Here is a 20,660-nt window from a genome sequence, read left to right on the forward strand (position 1 = left end):
GCGCGCGGAGGGCCGGACCACCGGCCCCCTTCACCGGCGTCGGGACCTCACAGCGTCACCAGCATGGCCAGCATGGCGAGCGCCATCGCGAGCCGGCACGCGAGCACCGACTCCGGGCGGGCCGCCCAGGTCGTCGCCGGCCCGCCGGCGGTCGCCGCCACGGGAACCAGCCGTGTCCCGGTGTGGAGCACGTACCCGACGTAATAGAGGAGCAGGGCGCCGGTCAGGACGGGTACGCCGCCGGCCGGGCCCGCCACGGACGCCGCGTGCCCCGCGTGCGCCCCCGGTGCGCCCATCGCCACCGCCATGTACAGCATCGCGAGCGACCCGATCAGATGGTGGAGATGGTGGCCGCCGCGCCCGAGCGCCGGCAGGGCGTGCAGGGTCGCCCCGCCGAACACCGCCGCGTACACCACCCAGCTCCAGCCGGGCTGCGCGAGGACGACGGCGGGCAGCGCCATGACCGCCATCCCGAAGCCCATGACCGCCTCGGCTCCCGCGCCGCGCCGCTCCTCACCGGCCGTGGCCCGCATCCGGATCAGGCAGGACAGGCCCGTCGCCGCGCAGAGTGCGAACAGCAGCCACCCGGACAGAGCCGGTCCCCCCACGACACACCTTCCCTTCGACGCCGTCCCGTCCAGGGAGCCATGCCCGCCGTCACCGCCCCGCACGCGGGCGCACGGGCGCGCACAGGCGTACGAGAGGGGAGTGGAAGGCGCGCGCGTTAGGCTCGACGACGATCGCGCACCGATCGCGCACGCCCGACGCGTGCGCCGTCGTCAGCGCCCGCACGTCAGCGCCCGAGGGAGCCACGCTCGTATGGACATCGCCACGCCCCAGGAGACCGGCCGGATCACCTACCGGGAGGCGGTCCTGGACGACGTCCCCGTGCTGGTCCCGCTCGTCGAGTCGGCCTACCGGGGCGACGCGAGCCGGGGCGGCTGGACCACGGAGGCGGACATCCTCCAGGGCCGGCGGACCGATCCCGAGGGCGTCGCCGCCGTCATCACCACCCCCGGCAGCCGGCTCATGGTCGTGGAGCGCGACGGAGCCGTCGTCGCCTGCTGCCAGCTCGAGCACCGCGGCGAGGTCGCCTACTTCGGCATGTTCGCGGTCCGCCCCGAGCTTCAGGGCGGCGGTCTCGGGAAGCGGATCATCGCGGAGGCGGAGCGCCGGGTGCGCGAGCTGTGGGACGTCCGCGAGATGCAGATGACGGTGATCTCCGTACGCGAGGAGCTCATCGCCTGGTACGAGCGGCGCGGCTACCGGCGGACCGGGCGGACGACGCCGTTCCCGTACGGCGACGAGCGTTTCGGGCTCCCCCAGAGGGACGACCTCGAGTTCGAGCTGCTGATCAAGCCGCTGCACTGATCGTCCGGCGGAAGAGTCGCCTCCTCCCCAGCGGACAGGAAAAACTTCGGTCTCCCCGGGGGTCGCACAGGATAATTTCTCTTGCTTCTACTTGTGGAGAAGAACCGTCGATGGTTACGGTGTCTTAACGCGAGGTTCTCCTGTGAAGGAAGAGGAATGACGGAAATTCTTGTGCAGGACGTGACCGGTGGGGGCATAGCCACGGACGCCCGGGTGATCGACCACCCGGCCTGGACCCAGCTCAAGAATGCCGTGGAGGAGTTCCGCGTCTGGCAGAGCGCCGACGGGTCCGTCGACTTCGAGGCCGAGGGCGCGCCCGCCCGCTCCCTCGTCGAGCTGACCGTCGACCGCATGGTCGCCGCGGTCGAGCAGCTCTCCCCGCTGGTCCCGCACGACGGCGCCTACCACCGCGCGCTCGTCTCCGACCTGCGCAAGTGGGTCGAGAGCGGCTTCACCGTGCCGGACTTCCTGGACTCCCTCATGGAGTTCCACCCGGCCGCCGGCCGTGCCGACGGGCTGCAGCACCTGGTGCTCTTCCCCATGTACACGCAGAACGGCAACCCGGACCGCAACTTCGAGGCCGTCGTGCTCCGCATGGTCTGGCCGGAGTGGCTCTCCGAGCTGGAGCGCACCCGCTACGACAACCCCGGGTTCTGCGGCATCACCTTCGAGGACTTCACCGCCGGGTACGACACCAACTCGGCCGTCCTCTTCCCCGAGACCGTCGCCGTCCGCGAGGTCCCGGAGCGCTTCACCTGGGGCGGCATCTTCTGCGACCGCGAGGCCGCGCGCTTCCGCAAGGTCACCGAGGCCGCGGTCGACACCCTCGGCGTCAAGCTGCCCGAGGACATCGCCGTCATGCTCGGCGACCAGCAGCGCTGCCAGCAGGCCTTCGCCCTGTGGGACCTGGTCCACGACCGCGCCCACAGCCGCGGCGACCTGCCCTTCGACCCCTTCATGATCAAGCAGCGCCAGCCCTTCTGGATGTACGGGCTCGAGGAGCTCCGCTGCGACCTCACCGCCTTCAGGGAGGCCGTGAAGCTGGAGGCCGAGGGCAACGCCCACGGCCGCGACGTGCAGTACACGGTGCTCTTCGACCGCATGTTCCGCTTCCCGCTCACCGGCGACCGCAACCGGAACTACGACGGTCTCGGCGGCCAGCTCCTCTTCGCGTACCTCCACAAGAACGACGTGGTGCGCTGGACGGACAACGTCCTGACCATGGACTGGGACCGCGTCCCCGAGGTCACCAACCGCCTCTGCTCCGAGATCGAGACCCTCTACCGCGAGGGCATCGACCGCCCCAAGCTGGTGCACTGGTTCAAGGCGTACGAGTTCGTCTCCGCCTACCTCGCCCCGCACCCGGGATCGAAGTGGGCCAAGGGTCCCGACGCCCTGGACCTCTCCCTTCCGCCGCGCAAGCTCGTCGACGACGTGCTTCCGGACGAGTTTCCGCTCAGCATGTTCTTTGAGGCCCTCGCCAAGAAGCTGAAGGGCGTGATCGCCGACACCAAGGGGATCACCGCCGCCGACGTCCCGAGCACCGTGCGGGCCGCCGCGTGAGCGACCTCACCGAGCACACGGAGGAGGCGTCGCCCATGAACGCCAACGGAAACGGCGGGCCGCTCGACGGCGCCGTCATCGCGGTCGCCGGCGCGGCCGGCCCCGCGGGCCGCGCGACGCTGATCCGCCTCGCCGAGGCGGGCGCCACCGTCGTCGGCTCCGACGCCGATCCGGCGCGCCTCGCGGAGGCCGTCGACGCCGCCCGCTACGCCCACGGCGGCGCCAAGGTCATCGGCGACACCGTCGACCTCCTCGACCTCGACGCCACCCGCGACTGGGCGGCGAAGACCGAGAAGGAGTTCGGCCGGATCGACGGCCTGGTCCACCTCGTCGGCGGCTGGCGCGGCAGCGCCTCCTTCACCGAGACCGACCTCGGCGACTGGAACTTCCTGGAGAAGCTCCTGATCCGCACCGTCCAGCACACCTCGCTGGCCTTCCACGACGGGCTGCTGCGTGCCGGCGGCCGCGGTCGCTACGCCCTGATCAGCCAGGTGGGCGCGCACAAGCCGCTCGCCAACAACGCCGCGTACAACGCCGGCAAGGCGGCCGCCGAGGCCTGGACCCTCGCCATGGCGGACTCGTTCCGCAAACTGGGGGGCGACGACGGCCCGCAGGCGGCGGCTGCGATCCTGGTGATCAAGGCGTTGGTGCACGACGCGATGCGCGCCGAGCGCCCCAACGCGAAGTTCGCGGGCTTCACCGACGTCAAGGATCTGGCCGACGAGATCGCCGGCCTGTGGGACAGGCCCGCCCAGGAAGCGAATGGACAGCGTCTGTGGCTGACCCCCAAGCCGTGACAGCGGCCCTCGGCCCCAGGACCGACGCACGTCGTCACCACGACCCGTCGGTCCGGGGCTTCGCCAGCGACAACTACGCCGGCGCCCACCCCGAGGTGCTCGCCGCCCTCGCCCTCGCCAACGACGGCCACCAGGTCGCCTACGGCGAGGACCAGTACACCGAGCACCTCCAGCGGATCATGCACAGCCACTTCGGCTCCACCGCCGAGGCCTTCCCGGTGTTCAACGGCACCGGGGCGAACGTGACGGCCCTCCAGGCGCTCACCGACCGCTGGGGCGCCGTGATCTGCGCCGAGTCCGCGCACATCAACGTGGACGAGGGCGGCGCGCCCGAGCGCATGGGCGGCCTCAAGCTGCTCACCGTGCCCACCCCGGACGGCAAGCTCACCCCCGAGCTGATCGACCGCCAGGCCTGGGGCTGGGAGGACGAGCACCGCGCGATGCCGCAGGTCGTCTCGATCACCCAGAACACCGAGCTGGGCACGGTCTACACGGTCGAGGAGATCCGCGCGATCGTCGAGCACGCCCACTCCAAGGGCATGAAGGTGCATCTCGACGGCGCCCGGATCGCCAACGCGGCCGCGTCGCTCGACGTGCCGATGCGCGCGTTCACCAACGCCGTGGGCGTGGACGTGATCTCGTACGGCGGCACGAAGAACGGCATGCTCTTCGGCGAGGCGGTCGTCGTCCTCAACCCGGACGCGGTCAGCCACATGAAGCACCTGCGCAAGCTGTCGATGCAGCTCGCCTCGAAGATGCGCTTCGTGTCGGTGCAGTTGGAGGCGCTCCTCGCGAAGGACCTCTGGCTGCGCAACGCCCGCCACGCCAACGCGATGGCCCAGCGTCTGGCCGCCGGGGTCCGCGAGGTCGACGGGGTGGAGATCCTCTACCCGGTGCAGGCCAACGCCGTCTTCGCCCGGCTCCCGCACGAGGTGAGCCGGCGACTGCAGGAACGGTTCCGCTTCTACTTCTGGGACGAGTCCGCCGGCGACGTCCGGTGGATGTGCGCCTTCGACACCACGGAGGACGACGTCGACGCCTTCCTCCAGGCGCTGAAGGAAGAGATGGCCCGGTAACCGGGATTCATGCATGAATATACGACCGGGCGGAAAGTCATTGACTCCGTCCGGTCGTCTTCATAAGGTCGTCCCGTATGGAACTCATCCAGCAGGACCCGGACATTCGCGCCTACCTCGCCGCGAGCGAGGCCGTCGACCATGGGCACCGGCTGGTCCGGAGCACGGCCGAGCGACTCTCCGGTGATCACCCCGACGCATACGCATACGCCGAAGCCGCCTTCGAGTTCGTGCGCGACACGATCCCGCACTCCGCCGATTCCGGAGACCTCCGCGTCACCTGGCGAGCCTCCGACGTCCTGGGGCAGCGCACCGGGATCTGCTACGCCAAGGCGATCGCGTACACCGCGCTCCTGCGGGCCCGCGGCATCCCGGCCGCCCTCTGCTACCAGCGGCTGGCCGACGACGACGGTACGCACCCGGCCGTCCACGGCCTCGTCGCCGTCCTGCTGCCGGGCAGGGCCGCCTGGGCCCGCCAGGACCCTCGGGGCAACAAGCCGGGCGTCGACGCCGGGTTCTCGCTGGGGGAGGAGCGGCTCGCCTGGACCGTACGGCCGGAGCTCGGCGAGGCGGACTACCCGGAACTCCACGCCGCACCGCACCCGGCCGTCCTGGGCGCCCTCAAGGCCGCCCGGGACCGCCCCCACCTGTGGCGGACGCTCCCGACGGCGCTCTGACCTCCGCGGGGGCTACTTCTCGGCGGCCTTGACCTGTTCCGGCGTCGGAGCCGTCCCGCCGAGGTGGGCGGGGATCCACCAGGTGTCGCTCGCGTCCTTGGGGCGGACCGGGTAGGCGCGCTGGGCGGCTTCGAGCAGCTCCTGGACGCGCTCGCGCAGCCGCCGCGTGATGGCGCCCGCGTACTGGTCGGCGGGGGCCTCGACGGGCTCGCCGACACGGATCGTCACGGGGATGTGGCTGCGCTTGAAGTTCCGCGGACGGCCCTTCGTCCACAGCCGCTGGGTGCCCCACAGCGCCATCGGGACCAGCGGCACGCCCGCTTCCTGGGCGAGGCGCGCCGCGCCCGTCTTGAAGCCCTTGAGCGTGAACGACTGGGAGATGGTCGCCTCGGGGAAGACGCCGACGATCTCGCCGGCCCGGAGGGACTCGAGGGCGTGCTGGTAGGCGTGCTCGCCCTGCGAGCGGTCGACGGGGATGTGCTTCATGCCGCGCATGAGCGGGCCCGAGACCTTGTGCCGGAAGACCGAGTCCTTCGCCATGAAGCGGACCAGACGCTTCTGCGGCAGGGCCGCGAGACCGGTGAAGATGAAGTCCAGGTAGCTGATGTGGTTGCTCACGAGCACGGCACCTCCCGTCCGGGGGATGTGCTCCGAACCCTGGGTGTCGATCTTCAGGTCGAGCGCCTTGAACACGGTCAGTGCGGCGCCGACGACCGGACGATAGACGAGTTCTGCCATCGGAGAGGAACCTCTTCTTCGTGTGCCCGGAGCGGGTTCTCCCGGCGAAGTTACGCGGCCGTAGGTTTTCGGCTTTGGGCAGATGGTGCCCCATGTAGGGCCCCGTTACCAGTCCAGGCGGCTTCGTACCGGGAGATTCTCGTCACGCGCGGTGGCCGTGGCGGGAATCGAACGCCGCCGTGCGACGCTGCACCCGGTGACAGGGACGGAAGGAAAGAGACGATGGGCGAGATGCTGGGGCCGGAGGCGCTCGGCGCCGAACTGGGGGAGCGGGCCACGCTCGTCCAGTTCTCGACCGCCTTCTGCCAGCCCTGCCGGGCCACCCGCCGCACGCTCGCCGAGGTCGCCGCGATGGTGCCCGGCGTGGGCCACGTGGAGATCGACGCCGAGGAGCGGCTCGACCTCGTGCGCGAGCTGGGCATCGTCAGGACCCCCACCGTGCTCGTCCTCGACGGGACGGGCCGCGTGGTCCGCCGGGCCTCGGGCCGGCCCCGCCGGGTGGACGTCATCGCCGCGCTGGGGCAGGCGGTCTGACGCGCCGCCACACCCGCAGGGGACGCGGCGGCGGGCCGCCCGGGCCGAACCCGACCACGCGCGCCGTGACCGCGCTCCGCCAAGGGGTCGCGCGCGTGTCGCGCGCCACGGGACCGGGCGCTGCGGGCGGGCCGCCGCCATGCCCCATCCGGCGCGGTGACGCTTCTCCCATATTGCGGTACACACTTGACTGCACCCGGCAACGATCGTCACCCTGACGGGGTGCCCATAGAACTCCTTCTCTACGGCCGCGTCCACGTGGACCTGGCCCGCAACGCGAGCGCGCGCTGTCCGGGTGTCTGACCACCCAAGGACTCCCCTCATGTCGCCCTCGCAGAAGGACAACTCCATGACGGTTTCGCCCGAGCTCCGCGCCGTTCCCACGATCGGCGCACCCCGGCAGGCCTCTTCCGATCTGCTCCGCTCCGTCTTCCGCAGACACGCCGCCGGTGTGGCGGTGATCACCGCGCACGGTGAGCGCCCCGTGGGTTTCACCGCGACCTCGCTCAACTCCGTCGCCGCCGAACCCCCGCTCGTCTCCTTCGGTGTGGGCACCTCCTCGTCCAGCTGGCCCGTGCTCTCCGAGGCCGAGTTCGTCGGGGTCCACATACTCGGCGAGCACCAGCAGGAGCTGGCCTCCACCTTCGCCCGGAGCGGTGCCGACCGGTTCGGCGAGGGGACAGGCTGGAGCATCGGCCCCGAGGGCGTGCCGGTTCTCGACGGCGTGCTCGCCTGGCTGGTGTGCCGCGTCGTCGCCCGGGTGCCGGCCGGGGACCACCGGATCGTGATCGCGCAGGCCGTCGCGGGCGACCCGGACGGGGCGGGTCGCCCGCTCCTCTACCACCACGGGCGCTTCAACGCGCTGCGCGACTGAGAGTTCCCGTAGCCGCGCCTCTCCGCGCGTTGGCCAGATCACATGCCTGAGCGCTTGCTTACTGGTAACGGACTGGGTGTACTGGCGAGTAATATTTCGGTGGGGGCGCCTGGCGCCCCGACCGGAAACCCGCCCTTCAGGCGCCTATGCTGCGAGCAGCAGCCCAGTTATCACGATGCAGTAGGAGAGCCGGCGTGAGCTTGAGGATCGTTGTCTGTGTGAAGTACGTGCCCGACGCCACCGGCGACCGGCACTTCGCCGATGACCTGACCGTCGACCGCGACGACGTCGACGGCCTGCTGTCGGAGCTCGACGAGTACGCGGTCGAGCAGGCCCTGCAGATCGCCGAAGAGGCGGACGACGCCGAGGTCACCGTCCTCACCGTCGGTCCGGAGGACGCCAAGGACGCGCTGCGCAAGGCGCTGTCGATGGGCGCGGACAAGGCCGTCCACGTCGAGGACGACGACCTGCACGGCACCGACGTCATGGGCACCTCGCTCGTGCTGGCCAAGGCGATCGAGAAGACCGGCTACGACGTCGTCATCGCCGGCATGGCCTCCACCGACGGCACCATGGGTGTCCTCCCGGCGATCCTGGCCGAGCGTCTGGGCGTCCCGCAGGTCACGCTGCTCTCCGAGGTCAAGATCGAGGACGGCGTGGTGACGGGCCGTCGTGACGGCGACTCCGCCTCCGAGCAGCTCCAGGCCTCCCTCCCGGCCGTCGTGTCGGTGACCGACCAGTCGGGCGAGGCGCGCTACCCGTCCTTCAAGGGCATCATGGCCGCCAAGAAGAAGCCGGTTCAGTCCCTGGACCTGGACGACCTGGACATCGACGCGGACGAGGTCGGCCTGGCCGGCGCGTGGACCGCGGTCGACTCCGCCGCCGAGCGTCCGGCGCGCACCGCGGGCACGATCGTCAAGGACGAGGGCGAGGGCGGCAAGCAGCTCGCCGAGTTCCTCGCGAGCCAGAAGTTCATCTAAGGCTCCCGCGAGCCGCTCCGACCGCCCCCCTTTTCGTTCGCAGGAGATTGAAGTCCCATGGCTGAGATTCTCGTCTACGTCGACCACGTCGACGGAGCCGTCCGCAAGCCCACCCTGGAGCTGCTGACCCTGGCCCGCCGTCTGGGCGAGCCGGTCGCCGTCGCGCTGGGCAACGGCGCCGCCGACACCGCCGCCGCGCTCGCCGAGCACGGCGCGACCCGGGTGCTGACGGCCGACGCCCCCGAGTTCGCCGACTACCTCGTCGTCCCGAAGGTGGAGGCCCTGCAGGCCGCGTACGAGGCCGTCTCCCCGGCCGCCGTGCTCGTCCCGTCCTCCGCCGAGAACAAGGAGATCGCGGCCCGCCTGGCGGTCCGCATCGGCTCCGGCGTCATCACCGACGCCGTGGACCTGGAGGCCGGCGACGAGGGCCCGGTCGCCACGCAGTCGGCGTTCGCCGCCTCCTTCACCACCAAGTCCCGTGTCTCCAAGGGCACCCCGGTCATCACGGTCAAGCCGAACTCGGCTCCCGTCGAGGCCGCCCCGGCCGCCGGCACCGTCGAGGCGCTGTCGGTGTCCTTCTCGGACAAGGCCACCGGCACCAAGGTCACCTCGCGCACCCCGCGCGAGTCGACCGGCCGCCCGGAGCTGACCGAGGCCGCGATCGTGGTCTCCGGCGGCCGTGGCGTCAACGGTGCCGAGAACTTCGGACTCATCGAGGCGCTCGCCGACTCGCTCGGTGCGGCGGTCGGTGCCTCGCGCGCCGCGGTCGACGCCGGCTGGTACCCGCACTCCAACCAGGTCGGCCAGACCGGCAAGTCGGTCTCGCCGCAGCTGTACATCGCCTCCGGCATCTCCGGCGCGATCCAGCACCGCGCGGGCATGCAGACCTCGAAGACCATCGTCGCGATCAACAAGGACGCCGAGGCCCCGATCTTCGACCTCGTCGACTACGGCGTCGTCGGCGACCTCTTCGACGTCGTCCCGCAGCTCACCGAAGAGGTCAAGACCCGCAAGGGCTGATGACCTGCGGTTCTGTCGGTCCCGGGGGCCGCACGGCGATCTGTCGCCGTGCGGCCCCCGGCCGTTTCGGACAACCATTGACTCAGGTCCGACCGCCTATTAACTTCGCTATACGGATTGTTGATTCCGTGCAGCGGAAAACAGGAGGGTGCAGGATGGGTCAGCAGGAGAAGGTGTCGACGAGCCTCGCGGGCGCGGTCAGCGAGGGCATCAGCGCCTCCCTCGCGGCGGTGGACGCCGAGCTGGACCGGCGCTACCCGGGAGACCCCGGCACCCGGCAGCCCGTCCACACGGTCTACGTCCCCGGCAACGTCTTCGACGCCGGAACCATCCGCTCCTGGGGTGACCAGGCCCTGGCCGCCCTCGACGAGCACGCCCCGGACGCGGCCTCCTTCGCCGCCGTGCTCGGCCTGACCGACGACCTCGCCGAGGACGTCTACGGCCGCGTGCGCTCCAAGCTGGAGCGCGAGCCCGTCGAGGACCTCCGGGTCGACTTCGAGGACGGCTACGCCGGCCAGGACGAGGACCAGGACGCCGCCCGCGCCGCCCGCCTGATCTCGGAGGCGTACGCGAACGGCACCGCCGCCCCCTACATGGGCATCCGCATGAAGTGCATGGAGTCCGCCGTACGCGACCGGGGCATCCGCACCACCGACGTCTTCCTCACCGGCCTCCTGGAGCACGGCGGCCTGCCCGACGGCCTCGTCCTCACCCTCCCCAAGGTGACCTACCCCGAGCAGGTCACCGCCTTCGTCCGCCTCCTGGAGGCCTTCGAGAAGACCCACGGCCTCGACGCCGGACGACTGGGCTTCGAGATCCAGATCGAGACCAGCCAGTCCATCCTGGCCACCGACGGCACCGCCGCCGTCGCCCGCATGATCGGCGCCGCCGAGGGCCGCGCCACCGGCCTGCACTACGGCACCTTCGACTACAGCGCCTGCCTCGGCGTCTCCGCCGCCTACCAGGCGAGCGACCACCCGGCCGCCGACCACGCCAAGGCGATCATGCAGGTCGCCGCCGCCGGCACCGGCGTCCGCGTCTCCGACGGCTCCACCAACGTCCTCCCGGTCGGCTCCACCGAGCACGTCCACGAGGCCTGGCGCCTGCACTACGGCCTCACCCGCCGCGCCCTGGCCCGCGCGTACTACCAGGGCTGGGACATGCACCCCGGCCACATCCCCACCCGCTACGCCGCCGTCTTCGCCTTCTACCGCGAGGGCTTCCAGGCCGCCGCCAAGCGCCTCTCCGCCTACGCCAACCACGCGGGCGGCGACGTCATGGACGAGCCCGCCACCGCCAAGGCCCTCAGCTCCTACCTGCTGCGCGGCATCGACTGCGGCGCCCTCGACACCGCCGAGGTCGACGCCCTCACCGGCATGAGCCGCGCCGCCCTCGACCGGTTCGCCGCCCCGCGCCGCGGCGACCTCACCGCGTCCGCCGAGTAGGCACGAAGATCAGCTAACAGGCACGATCCGGCCAACTGCCCCGTACCCTGTACGAGTTCACGCGCATACGCGCAGATGCTCGACAGGGGAACGGGGCAGCGGTGTCATCGGGGGAGAACGGGCGGCTCGCCGGCCGCTACAGAATCGTGCGCCAACTGGGGCGCGGAGGCATGGGAGTCGTCTGGAGGGCCGTCGACGAGGTCCTCGGCCGTGAGGTGGCCGTCAAGGAACTCCGTACGTACACGGACGCGGCCCCGCCCGAACTGGCCGACCTCCAGCTGCGGATGACCCGTGAGGCCCGGGCCGCCGCCCGGGTCCGGCACCCCGGCGTGGTCGCCGTCCACGACGTCACCGAACACGAGGGCCGGCCGGTCATCGTCATGGAACTCGTCGACGGGCCCTCCCTCGACGACGTCCTCGGCGAGCGCGGCACCCTCGACGCCGCCGAGGCAGCCCGGATCGGCGCCGGCGTCCTGGAGGCGCTGGCCGCCGCACACGACGTCGGCGTGCTCCACCGCGACGTGAAGCCCGGCAACATCCTGCTCGACCGCTCCGGGCGGATCGTCCTCACCGACTTCGGCATCGCGACGATGGAGGACCCGGGCGACGGCTCCGCGACCCACCTCACCCGCAGCGGCGAGATCGTCGGGTCCCTCGACTTCCTCGCCCCGGAGCGGGCCCGAGGGCAGGACCCGGGTCCCGCCTCCGACGTCTGGGCCGTCGGCGCCACCCTCTACGCGGTGGTCGAGGGCGCCTCGCCCTTCCGCCGTACGTCGACCTGGTCGACCCTCGCGGCCATCGTCACCGAACCCCTCCCCGAACCCCGCCGCTCCGGCCCCCTCGCCCCCGTCCTGCTCCGCCTCCTCGACAAGGACCCCGCCTCCCGCCCGACGGCCCGCGAGGCGGCGCGCCTCCTGAGCGCGGTCGCCGACTCGGCACCCGAGGGGAGGGAACCCGTAACGGCGGGTCCGGGACCGGCGGGTACGGAGCCGGTGACTCCGCAGTCGGTGACTCCGGCAGCGGCGGCCGCGCCGGTGGTCGGCTTCGGCGATCCGTACACGGGCCCGGTGGAGCCGTTCCCGGGCGCGGGCCCCGCCGAGTCGTTCCCCGGAGCCGGAGCCGGAGCCGGAGCAGGTTTCGGCCCGGCGATTCCGGTGCCCGGGCCGGTGTCCGTTCCCGGGGCCGCGTCTGCCGACGCTCCGGGCGCGGGGCGGCGGGCCGGGCGGCGGGCGGGGGCGAAGTCGCGGCGGGGCAGCGCCTTGGTCGCGGCCTCCGTGGCCGCCGTCCTGCTGGCCGGCGGGGGGATCACGTACGCCCTCATGGACGGCGACCCCGGGGCCCGGGCGGCCGGGGACGCCCCGGGGGACGGGGGGCAGGGCGCGGCGGCCGGTGGCGACTCCGGGCGCGTGCTGGACCCCGGGGGCCGCAGCGCGCCGCCGTCGGGGCGGCCGAGCGGCACCGCCTCGCCGTCCGCGGGGACGGGCCCGGGGGATCCGCCGGCCTCCGGCCCGGTGCCCGGCGCGGACGCGGGAGGTGCCGGCGGCTCCGACCAGGGAGCGCCGTCCGGCGACGCCGCGGCAGGCGGATCCGGGACGCGAGCCCCGTCCGGGGGCGGTACGACGCCGCCGGGCGTTCCCGGCGGCGGACCCGCTCCGACGGGCGGCACGAACGTGACCGGCGACCAGGGCGGCGGCGCCACCACCGCACCCACCACCGAGGCCCCGCCGCCCGCCGCCACGGGCTGCGCCGCGTCCGGCTCCTCGGCCACCTGCCAGGTCGTACGGAGTGCCACGACCACCCGCTATGACGGCGGCGAGATGGGCACGGTCGGCGCCGGCCCGCACACCTTCTTCTGTCAGGTGGACCTCGACCGCACGGAGTCGTACGGCGGCCACACCAGCCGCTGGTTCGCCCGCACCGACGACGACAGCGGCAACACCAACGTGTACCTCAGCGTCCTCCACCTCTCGGGAGGAGCGGGCGGCGGCGCCGTGGCGGGCCTCCGCATCTGCTGAGCGGGCCCGCGCGCCCGCCGGGGGAAGGGCGAAAGGCGCCCGGGCCGTCGGGAATCTCAGGCGGCCGGCGGCGTCTCGCCCGAGCCGCGGGCGAGGAGGGTGGTGCCGAGGACGACGCGCTCGGGGGCCTCGTCGGCGCCGTCGAGGCGGCGGAAGAGCCGTTCCGCCGCCGTACGGCCGAGCGCGGCCGCGTCCTGCGCGACGACGGTCACGCCGAGCAGGTCGGCCAGTTCGATGTCGTCGAAGCCGACGAGGGCGACCGGGCGGGGGTGGCCGGCGAGGGCGCGGACCACGGTGACGGTGACCCGGTTGTTGCCGGCGAACAGGGCCGTCACCGGCTCGGGCGCGGTCAGCAGCTCGCGTACCGCCGCGTTCACCCGCCCCGGGTCGGTGGAGCCGAGCGAGACCCACTCGTCCCTGACCGGCAGGCCCGCGTCCTCCATCGCCGCGCGGTAGCCGCGCAGGCGTTCGGCCGAGGTGTGGATGCGGGGCCGGTCGCCGATGAAGCCGATCCGGCGGTGGCCGTGGGCGATCAGGTGGGCCACGCCGTCCCGCGCCCCGCCGAAGCTGTCGGAGAGGACGGCGTCGGCGTCGATGCGGCCGGCCGGCCGGTCGACGAAGACCGTGGCGACGCCCGCCCTGATCTCCGGTTCCAGGTAGCGGTGATCGTCCCCGGAGGGGATGACGATGAGCCCGTCGACCCGGCGCGCGCACAGCGCGAGCGCCAACTCCTGCTCGCGCTCCGGGTCCTCGGCGCTCGAACCGTTGATGAGGAGCGCCCCGTGCGCCCGCGCGACCTCCTCGACCGCGCGGCTGAGCGGCCCGTAGAAGGGGTCGGCGAGGTCCTCCAGGACCAGTCCGACGGTCGCGGTCCGGCCCTTGCGCAGGACCCGCGCGCTGTCGTTGCGGCGGAAGCCGAGTATCTCGATGGCCTCCCGCACCCGGCGCTCGGTGTCGGGGGTGACCCCCGGTTCGCCGTTGACGACCCGGGACACCGTCTTGAGGCCGACGCCCGCCCTGGCGGCGACGTCCTTCATCGTGGGCCGGTTGCCGTAGCGGTTCTCGGGGCGGCGGGCGGTGTCGGCCACGGTGCGCGGTTCCTCCGTCGTGTCTGTTCCGGGCGGGACGGCTGCTGGTCTCAGGTCGAGCATAGGGCCTGGACAACGTTGTCATGGCAAGAGAGACTGGGTGGAACGACTCCTCGCACCCGGCCGCCGACTGGAGAATCCTCGTCCATGCACACCGACTTCACCGTGGGTCTCGTCGCCGCGCTCGACATCGGGGGCACCAAGATCGCCGGGGCCCTGGTCGACGGGGAGGGGCGGGTCCTCCACCGGGCCCAGCGGCCCACGCCCGCGCGTGAGTCCGGTGAGACCGTGATGCGCGCGGTCGAGGAGGTGCTCGCCGCCCTCGCCGCCTCGCCGCTGTGGGAGGCCGCCGGGGCGGTCGGCATCGGGAGCGCCGGTCCCGTCGACGCCGCGCGGGGGACCGTGAGCCCGGTGAACGTGCCCGGCTGGCGCGACTACCCGCTCGTCGAACGCGTCCGGCAGGCCGCGGGCGGACGGGCCGTCACCCTCGTCGGCGACGGCGTCGCCATGACGGCGGCCGAACACTGGGTCGGGGCGGCCAGGGGTCACGACAACGCCCTGTGCCTCGTGGTCTCCACGGGGGTCGGCGGCGGTCTCGTCCTCGGCGGGCGGGTCCACCCCGGTCCCACCGGCAACGCCGGCCACATCGGCCACGTCGTCGTGGACCTGGACGGCGACGCCTGCGCCTGCGGCGCGCGCGGCTGCGTCGAACGCATCGCCAGCGGCCCCCACCTCGCCCGCCGAGCCCTGGAGAACGGCTGGCGGCCGGGGCCCGACGGCGACGTGTCGGCCGCCGCGGTGGCCGCGGCGGCCCACGCCGGGGACCCGATCGCCCTCGCCTCGTTCGAGCGCGCGGCCCAGGCGCTCGCGGCGGGCATCGCCGCCACCGCCGCCCTCGTGGAGATCGACATCGCGGTCGTCGGCGGCGGCGTCGCGGGCGCCGGCGACGTGCTCTTCGCCCCGCTCCGGCGCAGCCTCGGCGCCTACGCCACGCTCTCCTTCGTCCGCGACCTCACCGTCGTGCCCGCCCTCACCGGCACCGACGCCGGCCTCCTCGGCGCCGCGGCGGCCGCCACGCGCGCGCGTGACGGCGGAGCGGGGCCCGCCTCCGGCACCGGGGGCGGTTCCTGAGGCGGGCCCCGCCGCTCCGCAGGACGCGCCACGTCCGTCGTCCCGACCTCCACGTCCGTCGTCCTGACACTCACGCCCGTGGTCCCGACACCCACCCCCGGCGTCCCGACACCCACCCCCGGCGTCCCGACACCCACCCCGTACGCCCCGGAGGCGTCCGATCGGGCACCCTCTCGCCCGGACATGTGTTCGTGGTTTCCGTGGCAGGGTGTTGAGGGCAAGCCACAGTGGGCTACCGATGAGGGGGAATCGTGATCGTCTGGATCAACGGGACGTTCGGCGCGGGGAAGTCCAGCACCGCGCGCGAACTGGTCGATCTGATCCCGCACAGCACCCTGTACGACCCCGAGGTCACCGGTGGGGGACTGCGCCGCCTCCTGCCGGCCAGACGGCTCGCCGAGGTCGAGGACTACCAGGACCTGCCGATCTGGCGCCGCCTGGTCGTCGACACCGCCGCCGCGCTGCTCGCCGAGGTCGGCGGCGTGCTGGTCGTCCCGATGACGCTGCTCCGGCAGGAGTACCGGGACGAGATCTTCGGCGGCCTCGCGGCCCGTCGGATCGAGGTGCGCCACGTCCTGCTCGCACCGGAGGAAACGATCCTGCGGCAACGGATCGACAACCGGGCGGAATACGGCGACCCCGAGATCGACGCCCGCGTCCGGGACTGGTGCCACGCGCACCTCCCGCCCTACCGCGCCGCCCTCGACTGGCTCGCCGCCGACGCGTACACCGTCGACACCTCGACGCTCACCGTGACCGAGGCCGCCCGGACCGTCGCCGACGCGGTCACGGCCGGCCGGGCCGCCCCCTGCGGCATCGTCCAGACCCCCGAGCCGACCGGCGAGACCCTCGCGGCCGGCGTCCTGCTGTTCGACGAACAGGACCGCTTCCTGCTCGTCGACCCCACCTACAAGCCCGGCTGGGAGTTCCCCGGCGGCGTCGTCGAACCCGGCGAACCGCCCGCCCGGGCCGGGATGCGCGAGGTCGCCGAGGAGATCGGCCTCGAACTCGACGCCGTACCCCGCCTGCTGCTCGTCGACTGGGAACGCGCTCAGCCGCCCGGCTACGGCGGACTGCGGCTCCTCTTCGACGGCGGCACCCTCCGCGGCGACGACACCACGCGCCTCCACCTCCCCGGCGCCGAACTCCGCGACTGGCGCTTCGTCACCGAGGAGGAGGCCGCCGAACTCCTGCCCCCCGTCCGCTTCCGCCGCCTCCGCTGGGCCCTCCGCGCCCGCGAACGCGGCACCGTCCTCAACCTGGAGGCCGGGGTACCGGTGGGGTGACGCCGCGCCCGGGGGCGCCGGGGTACCCATGGGTGACGCCCCGCCCGGGGCACGACGTCCGGACCGGTCCCGTCCACCCGGCACGATCCGGAAGGCCGGCCCTGGGGGTGTCTTGCCGATCATGCCGGGCTCGCCAGGACATCCCCTAGGCGACCGCGCCGGCCAGCAGGTCCGCCGTGTCGGAGACCACCGGGGCACCGTGTCCGCAGCAGAGCACCGACGGGCGGAGCTTCGCCAGTGTCCGCATCGAGTCCCTCGCGAGCGCGCGGTCGACGTGGAAGACGCCGAAGGTCACCCCCTGCACCGTCGCCACCGTGTCCCCGGTGAACAGCACGCCGTGGCGCGGCAGATGGACGGCGATCGATCCGGGGGTGTGGCCGGGGGTGTGGACGACCACCGCGCCGTCACCGAAGCCGAGCTCCTCGCCGTCCTCGACCTCCCGGTCCACCCGGGTCGGCGGCGCCTCCGGCACGGTCAGACCGTGCGCGAACAGCGGGACCTCCCACTCCAGAAGGTCGGGCTCGGGCACCGGCGCCTCGCCCCGGACGACCGGCGCGTCGAGCCGGTGCGCGAGGACCTCGGCGCCGTACCGCTCCGCCAGCTCGCCCGCCGCGCCCACGTGGTCGCGGTGGCAGTGCGTCAGCACGATCCGGCGCAGCCCGGCCGGATCGAGACCCGCCTTCCGTATCGCCTCCGCGATCGCCGGCGCCGAGCCGACCCAGCCGGCGTCGACCAGGGTCAGTTCCTCCCCGTCCCGCCACAGGTAGGCCTGGCCGATGGAGAAGTCGAGGAGGTGCAGCCGCGGGGTGATCTGGGTCAGCTCGATGGACGTCATACGGCGAACCTACGCATCCGCGCGGGTCCGCCGTACGCTTCTACGCTCTCGGCGAGCTTCGCCGAGCGCTGAAACCGAGCCGCGGTCAGCCCTGCTTCGAGCGGGCGTAGTTGACCAGGAAGTGGGCCTCCGCCACCGAGAGGCGCTCCAGCTCCTCCGGCGAGACGGACTCGTTCGGCGCGTGGATCTGGGCCTCCGGCTCGCTCAGGCCGATCAGCAGGATCTCCGACTCCGGGTACAGCGAGGCCAGCGTGTTGCACAGCGGGATCGAGCCGCCCATGCCCGCCGTCTGCATCTCCTGGCCGGGGTACGCGATCCGCATCGCGTCGGCCATCGACGCGTACGCCGGGCTCGACGTGTCCGCCTGGAAGGCCTGACCCTGACCGACCTGCTCGAAGGAGACCCGGGCGTTCCACGGGGTGTGCTTCTCGATGTGGGCGTAGAGCAGCTTCGTGGCCTCGGCCGCGTCCTGGCCCGGCGGCACCCGCAGGCTCAGCTGGGCGCGCGCCGACTTCGGGATCGACGGGGTGGCCCCGGCCACCGGGTGGCAGTCGATGCCGACCACGGTGACGGCCGGACGGGCCCAGATGCGGTCGGCGACCGTGCCGGACCCCGGCAGGGACACGCCCGACAGGACCTTGGCGTCCTGACGGAAGTCCTCCTCCGGGTACTGCAGCCCCTCCCACGCCTGGTCGCCCGGCAGACCGTCGACGACGGTCGAGCCGTCCTCGGCGCGCAGCGAGTCCAGGACGCGGATCAGCGCGGCGAGCGCGTCCGGGGCGGCGCCGCCGAACTGACCGGAGTGCAGGTTGCCCTCCAGGGTGTCGATCTGCACCCGGATCATCGTCATGCCGCGCAGCGTCGCCGTCACGGTCGGCAGGCCCACACGGAAGTTGCCCGCGTCGCCGATCACGATCGCGTCGGCCGCGAGCAGCTCGGGGTGCTGCTCCGCGTACCGCTCCAGACCGCCGGTGCCCTGCTCCTCCGAACCCTCCACGATCACCTTGACGGTGACCGGGACGCCACCGTTCGCCTTCAGGGCGCGCAGCGCGAGGAGGTGCATGACGAAGCCGCCCTTGCAGTCGGCGGCGCCGCGCCCGTACCAGCGCCCGTCGCGCTCGGTCAGCTCGAACGGCGGGGTGAGCCAGGCGGACTCGTCGAGCTTCGGCTGCACGTCGTAGTGGGCGTAGAGCAGGACGGTCGGCGCGCCGGCCGGACCGGGCAGGACGCCGTACACGGACTGCGAGCCGTCCGGGGTGTCCAGCAGCGCGACGTCCTGGAAGTCCTCGGCGCGCAGGGCGTCCGCGACCCAGTTCGCCGCGGCCTCGCACTCGCTGCGCGGCGCCACGGCCTCGTCCGCCACCGACTCGAAGGCCACCAGAGCGGCCAGTTCGGCCTTGGCCGTGGGCATCAGCGACCGGACGGTCTCGGCGATCGGATTCGAGGACATGGGCACGCTCCTGGTGGGTGCGACGTTACGACGGAGGGACGGCGTTCGGCGTAGGTCGTGGTACGGCGAACGCACCGTCGATCCTACGGCTCTGTGGCCTGGCTACCGCGCCGTAGGATGCGTCAGGAGCAGACCACCGGTCGGATCAGGAGCAGAACACATCGTGAGCAGCGAGCACGGAGACAACGCCGGTCCGGAGCACACCGAGCCCGCCGAGGCGGCTCCCGAGGGCACCGGTGCGGAGGCGGCGAACGACCCGGACCCGGGCCCGGCCACCGCGGCGGCGTCGGCCGAGGCGGGCGGCGCCCCGGCGGACGCGACGGACGGCGACACGGCGTTCGCGGCGGACGGCGCAACGGCGGACGCGGCCGACGGTGACCCGGCGTTCGCGGTGGCCGGCGAGACGGTGGCCGGCGAGACGCTGGACTCCGTGGACTCCGTGGGCAGCGGACCGGTCGGCGACGCGGCGGACGAGGCCGCGGACGTGTGGGACGTGGTCGTCGTCGGTGCGGGACCGGCCGGCGCGTCCGCCGCGTACGCGGCGGCGGTGGCCGGACGCCGGGTGCTGCTCCTGGAGAAGTCCGAGCTGCCCCGCTACAAGACCTGCGGCGGCGGCATCATCGGCCCCTCCCGGGACTCGCTCCCGCCGGGCTTCGAACTGCCCCTCCAGGACCGCGTGCACGCCGTCACCTTCTCGCTCGACGGACGCTTCGCCCGCACCCGCCGTTCGCGCCGGATGCTCTTCGGGCTCATCAACCGCCCCGAGTTCGACGCACAGCTCGTCGAGCACGCGCAGAAGGCCGGCGCCGAGCTGCGGACCGGGGCCACGGTGGTGCGGGTGGAGCAGCACGGCCCGGCCGTGCCGGACCGGCGGACCGTCGCCGTCGTCCTGGGCGGCGGCGAGACCGTCCTCGCGCGCGCGGTCGTCGGTGCCGACGGCAGCGCCAGCCGGATAGGCGCTCATGTCGGGGTGAGGCTCGGCCAGGTCGACCTGGGCCTGGAGGCGGAGATCCCCGTACCGCCGTCCGTCGCAGAGGACTGGAAGGGCCGCGTCCTCATCGACTGGGGCCCGATGCCCGGCAGTTACGGCTGGGTCTTCCCCAAGGGCGACACACTCACCGTCGGCGTCATCTCGGCCCGTGGCGAGGGCGCCGCCACCAAGCGGTACATGGAGGACTTCGTCGCCCGGCTCGGCCTCTCCGGCTTCGAGCCCACGATCTCCTCCGGTCACCTCACCCGCTGTCGCACCGACGACTCGCCGCTCTCCCGCGGCCGGGTCCTCGTCTGCGGCGACGCGGCCGGGCTCCTGGAGCCCTGGACGCGTGAGGGCATCTCGTACGCGCTCCGCTCGGGTCGCCTCGCGGGCGAGTGGGCGGTGCGGGTCGCCGAGGCGAACGACGCGGTCGACGCCCGGCGTCAGGCCCTGAACTACGCCTTCGCCATCAAGGCCGGTCTCGGCGTCGAGATGGCGGTCGGGCGCCGGATGCTCGCCGTCTTCGAGCGCCGCCCGGGGCTGCTGCACGCGGCGATCACGGGCCTGCGGCCGGCGTGGAACGCCTTCGCCGACATCACCCGCGGCTCGGCCACGCTCGGCGGCATGGTCCGCTCGAACGGCCTGGCCAGGCGTGCGCTTGAGGTCCTCGACCGGCGGATGGACACGTCGTCGGGGGTCGGTCCCGCGGGCCGGGGCGTCACCCAGCGGGAGCGGACGGCGTCCGAGCCTGCGGACGGGGAGGCTTCCGAGGAGCTCTGAGCTCCTCGTTCCCCGGCGTCGATCGCC

Annotated in this window: 19 protein-coding genes; 14 read left to right on the forward strand and 5 right to left on the reverse strand. The window is 73.1% G+C overall.

What is annotated here, in order from left to right; all coding sequences use genetic code 11:
- Nucleotides 1-47 precede the first annotated feature (47 nt).
- On the reverse strand, nt 48-608 hold the full coding sequence (locus AC067A_RS04185) for a DUF5134 domain-containing protein (RefSeq protein ID WP_478614225.1): 561 nt from the start codon (nt 606-608) through the stop codon (nt 48-50).
- A 211-nt stretch (nt 609-819) separates the two neighbouring features.
- On the opposite strand from AC067A_RS04185, the gene AC067A_RS04190 reads away from it, so the two are divergent.
- From AC067A_RS04190 to AC067A_RS04210, 5 genes are all read left to right on the forward strand, one after another.
- On the forward strand, nt 820-1,371 hold the full coding sequence (locus tag AC067A_RS04190; protein ID WP_478614228.1) for a GNAT family N-acetyltransferase: 552 nt from the start codon (nt 820-822) through the stop codon (nt 1,369-1,371).
- 156 nt (nt 1,372-1,527) lie between these two features.
- On the forward strand, nt 1,528-2,934 hold the full coding sequence (locus AC067A_RS04195) for a DUF6421 family protein (protein ID WP_478614231.1): 1,407 nt from the start codon (nt 1,528-1,530) through the stop codon (nt 2,932-2,934).
- Between the two features lie 35 nt (nt 2,935-2,969).
- Complete coding sequence (locus AC067A_RS04200; protein ID WP_478614234.1) at nt 2,970-3,731, forward strand: SDR family NAD(P)-dependent oxidoreductase; 762 nt, start codon at nt 2,970-2,972, stop codon at nt 3,729-3,731.
- Entirely contained in the window at nt 3,728-4,807 is a 1,080-nt protein-coding gene (locus AC067A_RS04205) for a threonine aldolase family protein (protein ID WP_478614603.1), read from the forward strand. The genes AC067A_RS04200 and AC067A_RS04205 overlap by 4 nt, the downstream gene beginning before the upstream one ends.
- 77 nt (nt 4,808-4,884) lie before the next feature.
- Nucleotides 4,885-5,484: a transglutaminase-like domain-containing protein gene (locus tag AC067A_RS04210; RefSeq protein WP_478614236.1), complete on the forward strand. Its 600-nt coding sequence runs from the start codon at nt 4,885-4,887 to the stop codon at nt 5,482-5,484.
- 12 nt (nt 5,485-5,496) lie between these two features.
- On the opposite strand, the gene AC067A_RS04215 is transcribed toward AC067A_RS04210, so the two are convergent.
- Entirely contained in the window at nt 5,497-6,222 is a 726-nt protein-coding gene (locus tag AC067A_RS04215; RefSeq protein ID WP_478614239.1) for a lysophospholipid acyltransferase family protein, read from the reverse strand.
- Nucleotides 6,223-6,444: 222 nt separating this feature from the next.
- Here AC067A_RS04215 and AC067A_RS04220 point away from each other — a divergent pair, with 222 nt between their 5' ends.
- From AC067A_RS04220 to AC067A_RS04245, 6 genes are all read left to right on the forward strand, one after another.
- Nucleotides 6,445-6,756, forward strand: a complete 312-nt coding sequence (locus AC067A_RS04220; RefSeq protein WP_478614242.1) for a TlpA family protein disulfide reductase — start codon at nt 6,445-6,447, stop codon at nt 6,754-6,756.
- Between the two features lie 349 nt (nt 6,757-7,105).
- A complete protein-coding gene (locus AC067A_RS04225) occupies nt 7,106-7,630 on the forward strand; it encodes a flavin reductase family protein (protein ID WP_478614245.1) in 525 nt (174 codons plus the stop codon).
- Between the two features lie 194 nt (nt 7,631-7,824).
- Complete coding sequence (locus AC067A_RS04230; protein WP_478614248.1) at nt 7,825-8,610, forward strand: electron transfer flavoprotein subunit beta/FixA family protein; 786 nt, start codon at nt 7,825-7,827, stop codon at nt 8,608-8,610.
- A 57-nt stretch (nt 8,611-8,667) separates the two neighbouring features.
- Nucleotides 8,668-9,630, forward strand: coding sequence for an electron transfer flavoprotein subunit alpha/FixB family protein (locus AC067A_RS04235; protein ID WP_478614251.1), 963 nt, complete (start codon nt 8,668-8,670; stop codon nt 9,628-9,630).
- A gap of 155 nt (nt 9,631-9,785) precedes the next feature.
- Nucleotides 9,786-11,075, forward strand: coding sequence for a DUF6986 family protein (locus AC067A_RS04240; protein WP_478614254.1), 1,290 nt, complete (start codon nt 9,786-9,788; stop codon nt 11,073-11,075).
- 101 nt (nt 11,076-11,176) lie between these two features.
- Nucleotides 11,177-13,090 (forward strand): serine/threonine-protein kinase, encoded by a 1,914-nt coding sequence (locus tag AC067A_RS04245; protein WP_478614257.1) that lies wholly within the window; start codon nt 11,177-11,179, stop codon nt 13,088-13,090.
- Between the two features lie 56 nt (nt 13,091-13,146).
- Here the strand turns inward: AC067A_RS04245 and AC067A_RS04250 are convergent, their stop codons facing one another.
- The gene (locus AC067A_RS04250; RefSeq protein WP_478614604.1) at nt 13,147-14,127 is read right to left on the reverse strand and encodes a LacI family DNA-binding transcriptional regulator; all 981 of its coding nucleotides are present in this window, start codon (nt 14,125-14,127) and stop codon (nt 13,147-13,149) included.
- 198 nt (nt 14,128-14,325) lie between these two features.
- Here AC067A_RS04250 and AC067A_RS04255 point away from each other — a divergent pair, with 198 nt between their 5' ends.
- Both AC067A_RS04255 and AC067A_RS04260 read left to right on the forward strand, forming a co-directional pair.
- A complete protein-coding gene (locus AC067A_RS04255; protein ID WP_478614260.1) occupies nt 14,326-15,309 on the forward strand; it encodes an ROK family protein in 984 nt (327 codons plus the stop codon).
- 251 nt (nt 15,310-15,560) lie between these two features.
- Nucleotides 15,561-16,595, forward strand: a complete 1,035-nt coding sequence (locus AC067A_RS04260) for an NUDIX hydrolase (protein WP_478614263.1) — start codon at nt 15,561-15,563, stop codon at nt 16,593-16,595.
- Nucleotides 16,596-16,740: 145 nt separating this feature from the next.
- On the opposite strand, the gene AC067A_RS04265 is transcribed toward AC067A_RS04260, so the two are convergent.
- Together AC067A_RS04265 and AC067A_RS04270 are read right to left on the reverse strand one after the other, a co-directional pair.
- Nucleotides 16,741-17,430 (reverse strand): MBL fold metallo-hydrolase, encoded by a 690-nt coding sequence (locus AC067A_RS04265; RefSeq protein ID WP_478614266.1) that lies wholly within the window; start codon nt 17,428-17,430, stop codon nt 16,741-16,743.
- 85 nt (nt 17,431-17,515) lie between these two features.
- Nucleotides 17,516-18,880 carry a M20/M25/M40 family metallo-hydrolase gene (locus AC067A_RS04270; protein ID WP_478614269.1) on the reverse strand — a complete coding sequence of 455 codons (1,365 nt, stop codon included), beginning with the start codon at nt 18,878-18,880 and terminating at the stop codon, nt 17,516-17,518.
- A 439-nt stretch (nt 18,881-19,319) separates the two neighbouring features.
- Here AC067A_RS04270 and AC067A_RS04275 point away from each other — a divergent pair, with 439 nt between their 5' ends.
- Complete coding sequence (locus AC067A_RS04275; RefSeq protein WP_478614606.1) at nt 19,320-20,633, forward strand: geranylgeranyl reductase family protein; 1,314 nt, start codon at nt 19,320-19,322, stop codon at nt 20,631-20,633.
- Nucleotides 20,634-20,660 lie beyond the last annotated feature (27 nt).

Source organism: Streptomyces sp. NPDC043176 (assembly GCF_056436715.1).